Here is a 13,944-nt window from a genome sequence, read left to right as displayed (position 1 = left end):
TATGTCCCTCACCCTCCAGCAGCGGCTGGATCGCATCAATGTGCGCGTCGAGGAGCTTGAGTTCTGGCGCGAACGCGAGACCGTGCCGGTCGAAGGCTGGCAGTTTGACGGCGCGCCGATCGCCCTCGGCGGGTTCTGGCCGCGCAACGATGGCGTGCGCAAGCTGGCGGCGCAGGCCGTGGTGCCGGATCATTGGCCGCTCGACGAAACGCTGCTGATGCTGAATGTCGGCGGCGAGAGCCTGATTGCGCTGACGCCCGAAAGCGGAGAAGCCGAACGCTTCGGCCTCGATCCATTCCACGAGGAATTCCCGGTTCCGGGCAAGCGCTTTGCGATCGACATCGACGCTGTAGCGCGGAAGCCCTTTGGCGAGCCGGTGCGCGAGCCGCGGCTTAACCGCGCCCATCTCGCCTGGATCGACAAGCCGGTGCATGAGCTGCGCCTGCTGCTGCAGCAGGTTGCCGAGGCGGTGCAGTATCTCGGCGACCATGACGTCGTGCCGCATCTCATCAAGGCGGCCGAGGAAACCTTCGCGGCGCTCGATTGGCCCTCGGCAACGGCCGACTATGTTTCGCGCACGGCGCCGCAGCGCGGCCAGCAGCGGATCTGGCAGCTGCCGCCACTGAAGCCAAACCCCGATGCGCTGCGCCAGGATCAGCGCGCCAGCGTCGCCGCGGCGCTCGAGACGCTCCGCGGCAAGCTGCGCGCCCTGAAGGCGACCTACCCGCAGCAGGGCAAGCTCGCGATCACCGGCCACGCTCATATCGATCTCGCCTGGCTCTGGCCCTATGCCGAGACCCGCCGCAAGGCACGCCGTACCTTCCATACGGCGCTGCAGCTCATGAAGCAGTTCCCGGACTTCGTTTTCAACCAGTCGACCGCTGCCTATTATGCGCAGATCGAGGAAGATGATCCGGCGCTGTTCGCCAAGATCCAGGCCGCGGTCAAGGCGGGCCAGTGGGAAACCGTCGGCGCGATGTGGGTCGAGCCCGACACCAACATGCCGACCGGCGAGAGCTTCGTGCGCCAGCTGCTTTATGGGCAGCGTTATTTCGAGCAGAAGTTCGGCGTGCGCCACCGCGTCTGCTGGCTGCCGGACTGCTTCGGGTTCTCCGGGGCGTTGCCGCAATTGCTGCGCCAGGCCGGCGTCGACTCCTTCTTTACGATCAAGGTCAACTGGTCGGAGACCAACCGCTTCCCCTATGATCTGTTCTGGTGGGAAGGACTCGATGGTAGCCGCGTGCTCGCTCACACCTTCGACAATCCGGTCAACGGCTATAACGGCTCCACCGAGCCGAAGGCCATCATCGGCACCTGGAAGAATTTCCGCGGCAAGGTCATCCATGACGAGAGCCTTCTGGCAGTCGGCCATGGCGATGGCGGCGGCGGCGTGATGCCGGAAATGCTGGAGCGGCAGAAGCAGCTCGCAGATTTCCCGGCGGTGCCGTCCATGCGTCCGGCGCGGGTCGAGGAATTCTTCGGCCGCATCCATGACAACCTGCCGGCCGATGTGCCGACATGGATCGGTGAAATCTATCTCGAGCTGCATCGCGCGACGCTGACGACGCAGAGCGGCACCAAGAAGAAGCACCGCGAAGCCGAGCGCGCGCTGATCACCGCCGAGACGGTGTCCTCGCTCGCCATGCTGCTCGGTGCCGAAAAGCCGGAGAGCCTCGAGGCCGAGTGGCGGCCGGTGCTCAAGAACGAGTTCCACGACATCCTGCCGGGTTCGGGCGTGCGCGAAGTCTATGTCGACGCCGAGAACGAACTCGCCGCGGCCCGGGACGCCGGTCTTGCCCGCCAGCAGGAAGCGCTCGACGCCCTCACGGCAAAGCTGCCAAAGGGCGAGGCGCAGGACGTCACGGTCCTCGTCAATCCGACGCTGTCGGATCGTCCGATCCGCTTCGAAGGGCCGGATGGTCCCGTGGCGGCGGCTTCGAACGTGCCCGCGCTCGGCATCGCCGTGGTCGGCAAGGCCGGCCTCACCGCTGCACCTGGGCTGACGGTCACCGCGGACAAGCTGGAAAACAGCCATATCCGCGTCACGATCGGCAAGGACGGCACGATCACCAGCCTGATCGACAAGCAGACCGGCCGCGAGGCGCTCGCCGGCCGCGGCAACCAGCTCGTAGCCTATCCGATGGACAAGCCGCGCAACTGGGACGCCTGGGACCTCGAGGACGACTACACCGCCAACGGCCATGAACTGACCGAGGTCGAGTCGGTCGAGATCATCGAGAAGGGGCCGCATCGCGCCGCGATCAGGATCGTCAAGCGCTTCCGCGATTCGACGGTGACGCAGACCTATTCGCTCTGGGCCAATGCGCCGCGCCTCGACATCAAGACGCATCTCGACTGGCATGATCGCCGCGTGCTGCTGCGCACCTTGACCCCGGTTGCGGTCCGCTCGGACCATGCGACCTTCGAATGCGCCTTCGGCATCGTTCGCCGCTCCACCCACGAGAACACTTCATGGGATGCGGCGAAGTTCGAGGTGCCCGGCCATCGCTTCGTCGATCTCGCGGAGCCAGGCTTCGGCGTCGCGCTGCTCAATGACGGCAAATACGGCCACAGCGTGCGCGGCAATGTGCTCGGGCTCAGCCTGTTGCGGTCGCCAATCTATCCCGATCCGCTGGCGGACGAGGGCGAGCAGAGCTTCACCTATGCGCTGATGCCGCATGCGGGCGACCTGTTCGCCGGCGGGGTGCTGCGCGAGGCGGAAGACCTTAACCAGCCGCTGCTCTCGCATGCCGCGCACGGTCTGCAGCCGGGCGAAGTGACGCCGGTCAGGCTCAGCGGCCATGCGGTCGCGATCGCCGGGCTGAAGCCGGCCGAGGATACGGGCGACATCGTCCTGCGCGTCTACGAGCCGGCCGGCGGGCGCGGCAAGCTGGACGTTTCGATTTCCGGCGGCTGGAAGGTTGCCGGTGATGTGAACCTGCTCGAGGAAGCCGTCGAACGGAACGATGATTTCGGCATCCGCCCGTTCGAAGTTCGCAGCCTCAAGCTGACGCGATAAGGCGTGCGTCCGCCTTTGCCCCCGGTACGTCCGCGGGGCAAAGGCGGCGCCGCAGTTTCGGCCGGCGTCCGCCCTCCCTGAAGAGCGGACGCGCTGCCGCCTCTTTCTTGCTTCCGCCTGTGAGATGCGGCAAGCAGAGCGCACCATGAACGACCTCGCCGGCTCCAATTCCGAGCTCGCCGCCAGCCACAATCGCGGCGTGATCCTGCGCGCCATCCAGCGCCACCAGCCGATCTCGCGCACCGAGCTGGCGCGCCGCTCTGGCCTCACCAAGCAGACCGTGACGCGCATCGCCGAACGGTTGATCGGCGAGCGCCTCGTGCTCGAAGCACGGCGCCGTCACGGCCAGCCCGGGCAGCCCGCGATCGAGCTCGAGATCAATCCGGACGGCTGCCACGCCATCGGCGCCTATATTGCCCGCGACCATGTCACCGTGGTTGCCATCGACGCCTCAGGCGCTGTGCGCGGGCGCATTCATCACGAGATCGCCTTCGCTCTGCCGGAGACGGCGGTGTCGCTGGTCGAGGATGCGATCTCGACCTTCAAGCGCCGGCGCACCATCGATGAGCGGCGGCTTGCCGGCGTCGGGCTCGCGTTGCCCGACTGGCTCGGCGAGATTCCTTTCCCCGGCATGCCCGAGCGCTATGCGGCCTGGACCGGCTATGACATGCGCGGCCGCTTCGCGCGCTTCACCGATCTGCCGCTCTATATCGAGAACGACGCCATCGCGGCAGCGATGGGCGAACTGAATTATGGCCTCGGAGTCGAGAGCCGCAGCTTCTTCTATATCTTCATCGGCGCCGGCCTCGGCGGCGCCGTCGTGCTCGATGGCATGTGCCATCATGGCGTGACGGGACTTTCCGGCGAGATCGGCTGGCTGCCGACGCTGGCGGAGAACCAGCCGGAAGGCAGCCGCGTCCAGCCGCTCGGACAGTTGGTTTCGCTCTACGTTCTTTACGGATTTCTGGCCCGGCATGGCATTGCGGTAACGCGTCCCTCCGACCTTTTGGGACTCGATACGCGCGGGCGGGCCCTCGTCTCGGACTGGCTGCGCGAGGCCGCGCGCTACATCGCAGAAGCCGCGGTTCATATCGGGCTGCTGATCGACCCGGACGCGGTGGTGATCGGCGGCAGATTGCCGGTGCGGCTCACCGACGAGATGCTGCTTTATGTGAACCAGCATCTTGGCCGCGAACGGCGTCCGGCCCCGGCGATCCATCGCGCCGCCGGCTCGGAGGACGCAACCGCGCTCGGGGCCGCGACGATGCCGCTCGCCGATGTGCTGCGGCTCGAATCCTACGATCCGGACCAGCTCAGCCGCTCGCCGTTGACCGGCCTGCCGCCGGTCGGCGCCACCTACACGCTGGCCTAATCGAAAGACGCCTCGATCGTCACGCGACCTGCACCTCGGGAGGGTCGCGCGGGTCGGGCAGCAGGGTTTCGAGGAAAGGCAGCATCGCGGCACCCAGCAAAACGCAATCCGGCCCGAGCGTCGCGGGAACGATCTCAGGCAGCCATTGCGGCTGCATCGGTCCGGACATCCGTTCGCTGCGCACAGCGGCGAAGCGGTGCGTGAACAGGCTCACGAGATCACGCGGCAAGCGACCACCGACGAAGATTCCGCTCGGCGCCAGGAAGCCGGAAACGGCGATCACCGCATCGACGAAATGCACAACGGCCCGGTCGACCCAGCGCTCGACGATCGCACGCCCCTCATCATCGAGTTCAGACAGGAAATCGTCGGAGCTGCCGCCGGCATCGAAGTGACGGTCGATGAGGGGCTGCAGATCAGCGGTCGAGGCCGCCTCGTCAAGCAGGATGCCGTCCTCGCCGGTCCGCATCTGGCCGATGCGCCCGGCCCGATCCGTGACGCCGTGGAAGAGGTGCCCGCGGATCATCAGGCCGGCGCGGACCTCCCGCCCGAACAGCACATGCACGAAGCTGCCATCGCCCGGCGCGGCGCCAAGCAGCCGCTCGCCGAGGGCGGCCGCCACGGAACTGCGCTCAACCGTCACCACCGAGCCAGGCAGAGCCGCGGTGATCGCTGCCGGATCGAACGGCGTCGCGACGCCGACGCCCAATAATCGGCCGCGAAGGGCCGGATCGAACGCATCGAGCGCGTTCGCCACCGCCGTCCGCATCGCCGGCCCGACATCCTCGATGGCGGCCGAGGCGGCGCGGCGGCGTTCGCGGTGAACGATGCGGCCCTTCAAATCGACGATCGCGACCTGAACAACGTCGCCATAAGGATCGACGCCAAGCGCGAAGGCGCCATTCGGCTCGATCGCAAAGCGCGCGGCGCGGCCGCCGTCCACCGGTCGTATCAGATGCGCCTCGACGAGGCGGCGGATGATATTTGTGATGCCGGGCGCTGTGAGGCCGGTTACTTCGGCCAGATCCTGCCGTGTCAGCGCGACGGCCCTGCGCAGCGCCTCCAGCGTGACGCGGGCGTTGTGATCGGCCGCATGGACCAGATTGCGGCCTGCCGAGCCGCGGACAGGCGCGGCGCGCTCACGCATCGACGGATCAGCAATGCGCGGATGGTAGTCCCTGCCGAAGGGCATCATCTCTCCCTGCCGCGTCTCGTTTCAGCGCACCGCCATCTGCGTGGTCGATTGCATACGGTCCCACGATAGCGCCGCCGCTTCCATCCAAAAAAACCACAAGCGAAAAGGGCCGCGCAGTGCGCGGCCCCCTCGTATCAGAAATTCGTGCGGTCAGAGATTGCGGTGCGCTGAATCGCGCAGCTTGTCCGCCGTATCCTTGACCTTGTCCTTGGCCTTGCCGACAGCCTGCTGCGTCTCGCCCTTGATTTCCTGGGCGGCGCCTTCGGCCTGCAGGCGATCATTACCGACCGCCTTGCCAACGCCCTGCTTGACATTACCGGCGGCCTCGTTGGCAACGCCCTTGATCTTGTCGGTGGTGCTGCTCGTCATGATGCTCTCCAGTGTTGGATGGGACACGGTAGAAGAACGCATCGTTTCGAAAAGCGTTCCGAGCCAGGACGATTTTGCCGTGCGGGATATGGCCCGCCATGCTAACGGCTGGATGCGATGAAGCGGACCCGGAGAGGTCCAGGACGCCGGGAGGACGACATGGCGAACGCCGATCTGCACACAATCACGGCCGAGGGAGCCGAGGCCGTTCTCGATCTGCGCGGCGGCCATGTCCGGCGCTTCGCCGTCACTGGCGGCGGGCGGGCGATCGAGCCGACCCATACGGCGCCCTGGGCCAATGATGCGGCAATCCAGGCCGACGAGAGCATCCTGCCCAATCTGCGCTATCTCTCCGGCGACTTCTTCTGCGCCCCGTTCAGCACCGCCGATGTCGACGGCAGCCTGCCGCATGGCTGGCCTGCGAATGCCCGCTGGACCGTGCTGGAAACCGTGCCGCATCCCTCCGGCGGGACCATCGCGCGATATGAGTTGTCGCGGCCGGTGATGGGCGCGCGGCTGGTCAAGGAGTTCGCGCTCCGCGACGGTCATCCCTTCCTCTATCAGCGCCACATCTTCTATGGCGGCGAAGGCGCGATTCCGGTGGCCAGTCACGGCATGACGCGCTTCACGGCGGGCGGGCGGCTCGCCTTCTCGCCCAAGCGTTATGCGCTGACGCCCGAGACCGCGCCCGAGCCCGATCCGAAGCTCGGCCGCTCCGCGCTCGCTTATCCGGCGCGCTTCAACGACCTCACCCGGGTGCCGATGGCCGATGGGCGTTTCGCCGACGTCACCACCTATCCTTTTGCCGAGCGCAACGAGGATTTCATCATGCTCGTCGAGGCCGAGGGCGCGAAACTCGGCTGGGCCGCCGCGACCCGTCCCGACAAGCGCGACATCTATCTCTCGCTCAAAAACCCGGCCGACCTTCCGGTGACGTTGCTCTGGTTCTCCAACGGCGGCCGCGACTACAAGCCGTGGAATTCCCGCCATATCGGCGTGCAGGGCATCGAGGAAGGGCGCACCTATGGCGGCGCCGGCCACAAGGCTTCGATCGCGCCGAACCCGCTGACGGCAGACGGCGTGCCGACAGCGCTGGTGCTCGATCCGGAAGGCGAGGTCGAGGTCCGCAATGTCATCGGCGGCCTGCCGCTGCCGGACGGTTGGACGCGCGCGGCCGGCGTCGAGATCGGCACTGACAGCGTGACCGTCACCGACGAGGGTGGTGCGACGCTGACGGTGCCGTTCGACGCGGCCTTCCTCACCCGCGGCCGCTAGCCGCCGCAATTCCCGCTGCGATCGTGCCGCCCGGGCTTGACCGGGGCCGCCGGCTTGCCGATAGCAGCGCTGCCCCATTCACAGACATTCACAGGAGAGTCCCATGACGACCATCACCCGGATCGAGAGCGGCGCCCGCATGAGCCAGGCCGTGGTCTACGGCGACATGGTCTATCTCGCCGGCCAGGTCGGCGAAGGCGACGACGTCGCCGCGCAGACGAAATATGCCCTTGGCGAAGTCGATCGCCTGCTCGCGCTGGCCGGCTCCAGCAAGGCCCGCATTCTCTCGGCGACGATCTGGCTCGCCGACATGGCGGACTTCGCGGCGATGAACTCGGTCTGGGACGTCTGGGTCGACAAGTCCAACCCGCCGGCCCGTGCGACCGGCGAGGCGAAGCTCGCCGCGCCGAAATACAAGGTCGAGATCATCGTCGTCGCCGCCAAAGGCTGACGACAGCTGAGCGAAACGGTGCGGCGGGCTCAGACCGCCGTGCCGACCAGCGCGCCGATGCCGGCTGTGATCGCCATGGCGAGCGCGCCCCAGAAGGTGACGCGCAGCGCGCCCTTGCCGAGCGATGCACCGCCGGTCCGCGCGCCGAGCGCGCCGAGCACTGCCAGAAAGAACAGCGTGGTGATCGAAACGATCGGCACGATCAGGTTCTGAGGCGCCAGCAGCGCGGCAATCAGCGGCATGGCCGCGCCAGCGGAAAACGTCGCCGCCGAGGTGAAGGCTGCCTGCACGGGCCGCGCCTCGGTGGTTTCGTTGAGGCCGAGCTCGTCGCGGGCGTGGGCCGCGAGCGCATCGCGTTTCGTCAGCTGGACCGCGACCTCCTGGGCCAGTTCCGGATCAAGGCCGCGCTCGACATAGATCGCAGCGAGTTCCGAGAGTTCCGCCTCAGGATTGACGTTGAGCTCATGCTGTTCGCGCGCAAGATCAGCACGCTCGGTGTCGGACTGCGAGGACACCGAGACATATTCGCCCGCCGCCATCGACATGGCGCCTGCGACAAGGCCGGCAATGCCGGCGAGCAGGACATCGCTCCGGCCGGTCGAGGCTGCTGCGACGCCGACGATGAGGCTCGCCGTCGAGACGATGCCGTCATTGGCGCCGAGAACGGCCGCGCGCAGCCAGCCGATCCGGTGAACGAGATGCGATTCCGCGTGGGCCGAGGGCGCCATGACCAATCCTTCTTGGAATAATTCCAATCTATATAGCGCGGCAGCATGACATCTGTCGCATGGCCAGCTGAACGGCGACGCATTGCCGCGCCCGGACGCTTGTCGATCTGCCTCTAGAACGTGCATGATGAAGTTCTGTGCGAAAACGCATCTGCCTCATCAAACACGTTGGAGCCGGGCTTGCCCCTCGATCATTCCGCCCCACGCCGTCAGGAGCCGGCCCTCGACAGGCTCGCCGAAGCGGCACGCGCCGACATCGCCGCGCTCGCTTATCCCGACAAGGTCTGGGTGAAGCCGGTTTCCGGCCCCGACGGCACGGTGGCGGCGGATGTGCTCATCGTCGGCGGCGGCCAATCCGGGCTCGTGATCGCGGCGGCGCTCCGTCGTGAAGGTATCGCCAATGTGGTTGTACTCGACCAGGCGCCCGCCGGAGCCGAGGGCCCCTGGGTGACCTTTGCCCGCATGCCGGAGCTCAGGACGCCGAAGATCACGGTCGGGATGGACTTCGGCATTCCCAATCTCGGCGTCCGGCGCTGGTTCGAAACGCGCTACGGGGCCGATGCGTGGACGTCGCTGGTTCGCCTGCCGCGCACCGACTGGATGGATTACCTCAACTGGTATCGCGCGGTCTGGGCGATCGATGTCGAGAACGGCACCGTGGTGTCCGACATCGCCGACGCCGTCGGGCTTCTTCAGGTCACCTCGAGCCAGGATGGTGTCGAGCGCACCCGCTATGCCAAGCTCGTCGTGCTGGCCACCGGCTCCGATGGCGCCGGTGCCTGGCGAGTGCCGCAGTTCATCAGCGCTGCGCTGCCGAGGGATCGCTATGATCACTCCAACCAGCCGATCGATTTCACCCGGCTGAAGGGCAAGGCGATCGGCATTCTCGGCCATGGCGCCTCGGCCTTCGATACGGCCGTCGCCGCGCTTGAGGCCGGCGTTGCCTCGGTCGATCTCTGCTTCCGCCGCGCCCGCCTGCCGCGAGTCAATCCGCATCGCTACATCGAGAATGCGGGGATCATGACGCACCATCCCCTGCTCGACGATGCCGTACGCTGGCGGATCGCGCGTCACTTCCGCATCAACGACCAGCCGCCGGCCTGGGCAAGCTTCGAGCGCGCGATCGTCATGCCGGGTTTTCGCCTGCATGCCGCCGCGCCGTGGCTCGAAGTCGGGATGGAAGACGAGCGCATCCGTGTCACGACACCGCGCGGGGTGCTCACTTTCGATCATGTCATTCCCGCGACCGGGCAGGTGATCGATCTCGCCGCGCGGCCGGAACTCAAATCGATGCATTCGCTCGTCGCGCGATGGCAGGATCGCTTCACCCCGCCGCCCGGCGAGGCGGATGCGGGGCTCGCGCAATTGCCCTATCTCGGCGACGGTTATGAAATGCTGCCGCGCGATCCGGACGGACCAGGATGGGTCACCCGGGTCCATGCCTTCAACGCGCTGTCGACGGTCAGCCAGGGGCCGCACTCGACCTCCATTTCCGGTCATCGCCATGCGCTGCCGCGCCTGGTGCGCGGCGTGACGCGGCGATTGTTGCTGGACCAGCAGCATGAGCTGATCGCCGGCCTCGAGGCCTATGCCGATCAGGACCTGCCGCTGCCGGACGATTTCGAGGCGGCGCTCGCCCTGAACGACGGGCGCCACCTATGAAACCCGTCCCGGCGCAAAAATAACCGCTATGCAGCCGCCGCTTTCTTGACAGCGACAAGCGCGCGAAAGATTGTTGATGGTCTAACAATCTCGGTTGCAGACACGTGTTCTGCGCCCGCATGCAAGGACGGCTCGATGCCTGAAATCAAGGTCCGCAAATTCGTGACGGTGGTCGAGGAGATCCTGCATGAAGGAGGCCCGCCCGCGACGGTGCCGCCGCGCCGGGCCGTCGTCGCGGCCGTCATCGAGAACCCTTATGCAGGCGCCTATATCGAGGACATCATCGCCCTGATGGATGACCTGAAGCCGCTCGGCATCGAGATGGCGACGCGCCTCGTCAAGGCGCTCGGCGGCGATGCAGCGGTGGTAGAGGGTTACGGCAAGGGCGCGATCATCGGCGAGGCAGGCGAACTCGAGCATGGCGCGCTGTGGCACAATCCCGGAGGATACGCGATGCGCGAGCTGCTCGGCGGCGCCAAGGCGATCGTACCCTCGGCCAAGAAGGTCGGCGGTCTCGGGACCAAGATCGATATCCCGATCACCCACATCAACGCCTCCTATGTGCGCAGCCATTTCGACGCGATCGAGATCGGCGTCGGCGACGCACCGCGACGCAACGAAATGGTCTTGATTCTCGCCATGACGACCGGACCGCGCGTGCATGCGCGGGTTGGCGGACTTGCGGCGGCCGACATCAAGGCCGGGGACGGCCTCCGGTGAGCCCGCGCATCCGCAAGATCGTCACCATCGTTGAGGAAACGCTGATCGAGGAAGGCCGGGCCGTCGCAATGCCGACACGCCGCGCCGCGGCCCTCGCCGTGATCGAAAACCCCTTTGCAGGCACCTATGTCGAGGATCTCGGCGAGCTCTTCGATGCGGGCGAGGAACTCGGCGCGCTGCTCGGCGCCCGCGCGGCAGCGGCGCTCGGCATCGACGCCGCCGATGTCGAGAGCTTCGGCAAGGCGACGGCGATCGGGGCCGACGGCGGGCTGGAGCACGGCGCCGCGCTGATGCATCCGAAGCTCGGCGCGCCACTCCGCGCCCTGCTCGGCAAGGGCGCCGCGCTGATTCCATCCTCCAAGAAGCGGGTCGGTCCCGGCGCGACCTTCGATATTCCCCTCGGTCACAAGGACGCGGCGCGGGTGCGCAGCCATTTCGACGGGATGGAAGTGCGGATCGCCGACGCCCCGCGCGCCGACGAGATCGTTGTCGCGGTTGCGCTGACGGATTCAGGCCGCCCGCATCCGCGCGTCGGCGGGCTCACGAAGGACGAGATCAAGGGCGAGGACGGGCTGCGCTAGGTCGAGATGCAGCCGACCTCCCCCTGCGCCTGGCGGAAGAAAGATGGATGGTCCGCCGCCTTAAGTGACCACTTGCGCCATGCTGGCGGCGGGGGGCGTGTTGCGTGATCGCTGGGTGCGGACGACGCCATCAATGAACGTCATCGAGATGCCCGGGATGTCGCCGAGGCTGACTGCCTCCAGCAATGTCGCGCCTGCCGAATGCTGCGGCTTGTCCATCAGCACGAAATCCGCAGCGCGGCCGATCTCGATCAGGCCGCAATCAAGCTCGCGCATCCGGGCCGTATTGCCGGTCGCGAAGCAGAAAGCGATCTCCGGCGCGACATTGCCGAGAGAGGACAGCATCGAGACCATGCGCATGATGCCGAGCGGCTGAACGCCGGAGCCGGCCGGTGCGTCGGTGCCAAGAATGATGCGATCGAGCTGGCCGAGTTCCCGCGCCGTGTTGAGGGCCAGCAACGCCGCGCGCATGTTGCCGTTGTGGACCAGTTCGAGGCCGCGGCCGCATCTCTCACAGAGACAGACGATGTCGCCATCCGGCAGCGCCGTCGGACCGCCATTCACATGGCCGATGACATCGGTATCGGCAGCGAGCACGACGTCCTTGTCGATGAGGCCCGAACCGGGGATCGAGGGGCCGCCCGTGTGGATCGTCGAGATGATGCCGTATTTGCGCGCCCAGCCGACCATCTGGCGCGCTGTTTCACCATCCTTGACCGAGCCGAGGCCGACTTCGCCCAGCATTGTGACGCCGGCTGCGGCGAGATCGCGGAAATCTTCCTCGACCATGCCCTTCTCGATCACCGGCGCCCCTGCATGGACCTTCACGCCGGAAGGGCGGAAGGCCGAGAATGTGCGCTGCGCGGCAATCGCCAGCGCCTTCAGGCCGACGATGTCGGTGGGGCGGCCGGGCGTATGAACTTCGCCCGCCGAGATCAAGGTCGTGACACCGCCATGGAGACCGGAATCGATCCAGCCAATCTGGTTCTGGCGCGGCGTCCAGTCGCCGGCGACGGGATGGACGTGGCTGTCGATCAGGCCTGGCGTCAGCGTCGAGCCATGCGCGTCGATGCGCGTCGTCGCGCCGTCGAGATCGAGGTCGGCTCTGCGTCCGATGCCGGTGATCCGGCCATTTTCGGCGATGATCGTATCGGCGTCGAGGATTGGGCGTGCAAGATCACCGGACAACACGAGACCGATATTCTCGATGACGAGCTTGGTCGGACCCTCGCTCGCAGTCGGGGCATCGTGGCTCATGGGTCGTCCTTTCGGTGGGTCACGCTATGGTAAAAACGGCAGTGAGGCGCTCGCGCTGCCGGGTCTTCATTGCGGCGTTCAGGCGTCCGGCTGGTCGTCGGCGTCGGCGATGCGCGAGAGCATTTCCATGAACAGCGCGCGCTCGCTCGGCTTCAGCGGCGCCAGCACGCGCCGGCCGACCTCGACGCTCTTGGCCAGCAGCGGCAGCGTATATTCGAGACCCTTCTCGGAAAGACGGATCATCGAGAGGCGCTGGTCGTCGGGCGAGGCATAGCGCTCGACGAAGCCGTGCTTGGAAAGCTTGCGGATGACGATGCTGATGGTGGAGGGATCCATCGCCGTCAGGCGGCCGAGCTGGTTCTGGGACACCTCGCCATGCTTCATGATGGTGGCGAGCGCCGCCATCTGGGTCGGCGTCAGGTCATGCTCACCCATCACTTCCTGGAAGCGCATCGTGGCGCGCTGGTGCGCGCGGCGGATGATATGAGCCGGGTGGACCGCCAGCTCATAGCCGGAGGAAGCAAAGAGATCGCGGTGCGTCGCCTTCGCTGCGGCCGATCGCGTCTTCATCGGCTCGCCGTCGAGGCTCAGCATGCCCCCATCTCCTTCGTCGTCCGATGCCATCCGGCCTGTCTCCTTTACTGTGGACGCGGCCTCAGGCCGCGATCTGCTGGTTGTCGATGACCTGTCCCGAGGTCAGCGCGGCGACCACGGAAGCGGCGTCGCTGACAACCCCGAAATGGGTCGCAATGTCGTAGAGGGTCGATTCCTGCTCGCGCGGGCCTGTTGCTGCGCAGCAATCGCGCGGGACGACGACCTCATAGCCATTGAAGAAGGCGTCGTGAACCGTGGATCGAACGCAGATATTGGTGACGACACCGAATACGACCAACTGGTCGACCAGCATGTCCTTCAGCACCAGGTCGAGGTCTGTCTGGAAGAAGCTCGAATAACGGTGCTTGATGACTTGGATCTCGTCCTCGCGCGCGCCGAGATCCTCGATGATCTCCGTCGCCCAGGTGCCTTCGACGCCATGCGGTGTGCGCTTCACCCATTCCCGGTCGCGGCGCATGTTGCGGCGATGGCTGTCATGCACCCAGATCACCGGCGCGCCGACCTGGCGTGCAGCCTCGATCACCTGAAGCTGCGGGCCGACGAGCGTCTCATAGCCCGGCAGCACCATGCGCCCGCCGGGCTTGCAGAACTCGTTGATCATGTCGACCACGATCACCGCGGTGCGCGCCGGATCGAGCCGCGCCTGCTCGGGATTGTTGTGGGCCGAGAACACATCGATGGACATCAGAAGTTCTCCTCT

13 protein-coding genes are annotated in these 13,944 nt (G+C 66.6%); 7 read left to right on the top strand and 6 right to left on the bottom strand.

The genetic code is table 11. The features are described from left to right. Position 1 precedes the first annotated feature (1 nt). Together LB518_RS08070 and LB518_RS08065 are read left to right on the top strand one after the other, a co-directional pair. Positions 2-3,019, top strand: a complete 3,018-nt coding sequence (locus LB518_RS08070) for an alpha-mannosidase (RefSeq protein ID WP_224575468.1) — start codon at positions 2-4, stop codon at positions 3,017-3,019. A gap of 145 nt (positions 3,020-3,164) precedes the next feature. Beyond that, positions 3,165-4,391, top strand: coding sequence for an ROK family transcriptional regulator (locus tag LB518_RS08065; protein WP_224575466.1), 1,227 nt, complete (start codon positions 3,165-3,167; stop codon positions 4,389-4,391). Positions 4,392-4,410: 19 nt separating this feature from the next. On the opposite strand, the gene LB518_RS08060 is transcribed toward LB518_RS08065, so the two are convergent. Both LB518_RS08060 and LB518_RS08055 read right to left on the bottom strand, forming a co-directional pair. After that, entirely contained in the window at positions 4,411-5,583 is a 1,173-nt protein-coding gene (locus LB518_RS08060; RefSeq protein ID WP_224575464.1) for an ROK family protein, read from the bottom strand. Between the two features lie 153 nt (positions 5,584-5,736). Then, on the bottom strand, positions 5,737-5,955 hold the full coding sequence (locus tag LB518_RS08055; RefSeq protein WP_224575462.1) for a CsbD family protein: 219 nt from the start codon (positions 5,953-5,955) through the stop codon (positions 5,737-5,739). A 159-nt stretch (positions 5,956-6,114) separates the two neighbouring features. Here LB518_RS08055 and LB518_RS08050 point away from each other — a divergent pair, with 159 nt between their 5' ends. Next, positions 6,115-7,230 carry a hypothetical protein gene (locus LB518_RS08050; RefSeq protein WP_224575460.1) on the top strand — a complete coding sequence of 372 codons (1,116 nt, stop codon included), beginning with the start codon at positions 6,115-6,117 and terminating at the stop codon, positions 7,228-7,230. A 103-nt stretch (positions 7,231-7,333) separates the two neighbouring features. Continuing rightward, positions 7,334-7,681 (top strand): RidA family protein, encoded by a 348-nt coding sequence (locus tag LB518_RS08045; protein ID WP_224575458.1) that lies wholly within the window; start codon positions 7,334-7,336, stop codon positions 7,679-7,681. 29 nt (positions 7,682-7,710) lie between these two features. On the opposite strand, the gene LB518_RS08040 is transcribed toward LB518_RS08045, so the two are convergent. Next, a complete protein-coding gene (locus LB518_RS08040; protein ID WP_224575456.1) occupies positions 7,711-8,409 on the bottom strand; it encodes a VIT1/CCC1 transporter family protein in 699 nt (232 codons plus the stop codon). 180 nt (positions 8,410-8,589) lie between these two features. Here LB518_RS08040 and LB518_RS08035 point away from each other — a divergent pair, with 180 nt between their 5' ends. The 3 genes from LB518_RS08035 to LB518_RS08025 all read left to right on the top strand — a co-directional run bounded on the left by LB518_RS08035 (position 8,590) and on the right by LB518_RS08025 (position 11,372). Continuing rightward, positions 8,590-10,071 (top strand): NAD(P)-binding domain-containing protein, encoded by a 1,482-nt coding sequence (locus LB518_RS08035; protein WP_224575454.1) that lies wholly within the window; start codon positions 8,590-8,592, stop codon positions 10,069-10,071. A gap of 135 nt (positions 10,072-10,206) precedes the next feature. Beyond that, entirely contained in the window at positions 10,207-10,791 is a 585-nt protein-coding gene (locus tag LB518_RS08030) for an amino acid synthesis family protein (RefSeq protein WP_224575452.1), read from the top strand. Then, entirely contained in the window at positions 10,788-11,372 is a 585-nt protein-coding gene (locus LB518_RS08025) for an amino acid synthesis family protein (RefSeq protein WP_224575450.1), read from the top strand. Before LB518_RS08030 ends, LB518_RS08025 begins: the two co-directional genes overlap by 4 nt. 60 nt (positions 11,373-11,432) lie before the next feature. Here the strand turns inward: LB518_RS08025 and LB518_RS08020 are convergent, their stop codons facing one another. From LB518_RS08020 to LB518_RS08010, 3 genes are all read right to left on the bottom strand, one after another. Next, a complete protein-coding gene (locus tag LB518_RS08020; RefSeq protein WP_224575447.1) occupies positions 11,433-12,629 on the bottom strand; it encodes an amidohydrolase family protein in 1,197 nt (398 codons plus the stop codon). A 78-nt stretch (positions 12,630-12,707) separates the two neighbouring features. Beyond that, entirely contained in the window at positions 12,708-13,223 is a 516-nt protein-coding gene (locus tag LB518_RS08015) for a MarR family winged helix-turn-helix transcriptional regulator (RefSeq protein ID WP_224575435.1), read from the bottom strand. Positions 13,224-13,284: 61 nt separating this feature from the next. After that, positions 13,285-13,929 (bottom strand): cysteine hydrolase family protein, encoded by a 645-nt coding sequence (locus LB518_RS08010; RefSeq protein ID WP_224575433.1) that lies wholly within the window; start codon positions 13,927-13,929, stop codon positions 13,285-13,287. Between the last annotated feature and the right edge of the window lie 15 nt (positions 13,930-13,944).

This window comes from Mesorhizobium sp. BR1-1-16 (assembly GCF_020165495.1).
Lineage (GTDB): Bacteria > Pseudomonadota > Alphaproteobacteria > Rhizobiales > Kaistiaceae > Kaistia.
The sequence above is the reverse complement of the archived record's forward strand: the minus strand, read 5'-3'. Positions and strand labels throughout refer to the sequence as shown.

Bases quoted from the DNA above. Each gene is read 5' to 3' on its own strand.
- LB518_RS08070 (WP_224575468.1), top strand. From the start codon at position 2: ATGTCCCTCACCCTCCAGCAGCGGCTGGATCGCATCAATGTGCGCGTC.
- LB518_RS08065 (WP_224575466.1), top strand. From the start codon at position 3,165: ATGAACGACCTCGCCGGCTCCAATTCCGAGCTCGCCGCCAGCCACAAT.
- LB518_RS08060 (WP_224575464.1), bottom strand. From the start codon at position 5,583: ATGCCCTTCGGCAGGGACTACCATCCGCGCATTGCTGATCCGTCGATG.
- LB518_RS08055 (WP_224575462.1), bottom strand. From the start codon at position 5,955: ATGACGAGCAGCACCACCGACAAGATCAAGGGCGTTGCCAACGAGGCC.
- LB518_RS08050 (WP_224575460.1), top strand. From the start codon at position 6,115: ATGGCGAACGCCGATCTGCACACAATCACGGCCGAGGGAGCCGAGGCC.
- LB518_RS08045 (WP_224575458.1), top strand. From the start codon at position 7,334: ATGACGACCATCACCCGGATCGAGAGCGGCGCCCGCATGAGCCAGGCC.
- LB518_RS08040 (WP_224575456.1), bottom strand. From the start codon at position 8,409: ATGGCGCCCTCGGCCCACGCGGAATCGCATCTCGTTCACCGGATCGGC.
- LB518_RS08030 (WP_224575452.1), top strand. From the start codon at position 10,207: ATGCCTGAAATCAAGGTCCGCAAATTCGTGACGGTGGTCGAGGAGATC.
- LB518_RS08020 (WP_224575447.1), bottom strand. From the start codon at position 12,629: ATGAGCCACGATGCCCCGACTGCGAGCGAGGGTCCGACCAAGCTCGTC.
- LB518_RS08015 (WP_224575435.1), bottom strand. From the start codon at position 13,223: ATGCTGAGCCTCGACGGCGAGCCGATGAAGACGCGATCGGCCGCAGCG.
- LB518_RS08010 (WP_224575433.1), bottom strand. From the start codon at position 13,929: ATGTCCATCGATGTGTTCTCGGCCCACAACAATCCCGAGCAGGCGCGG.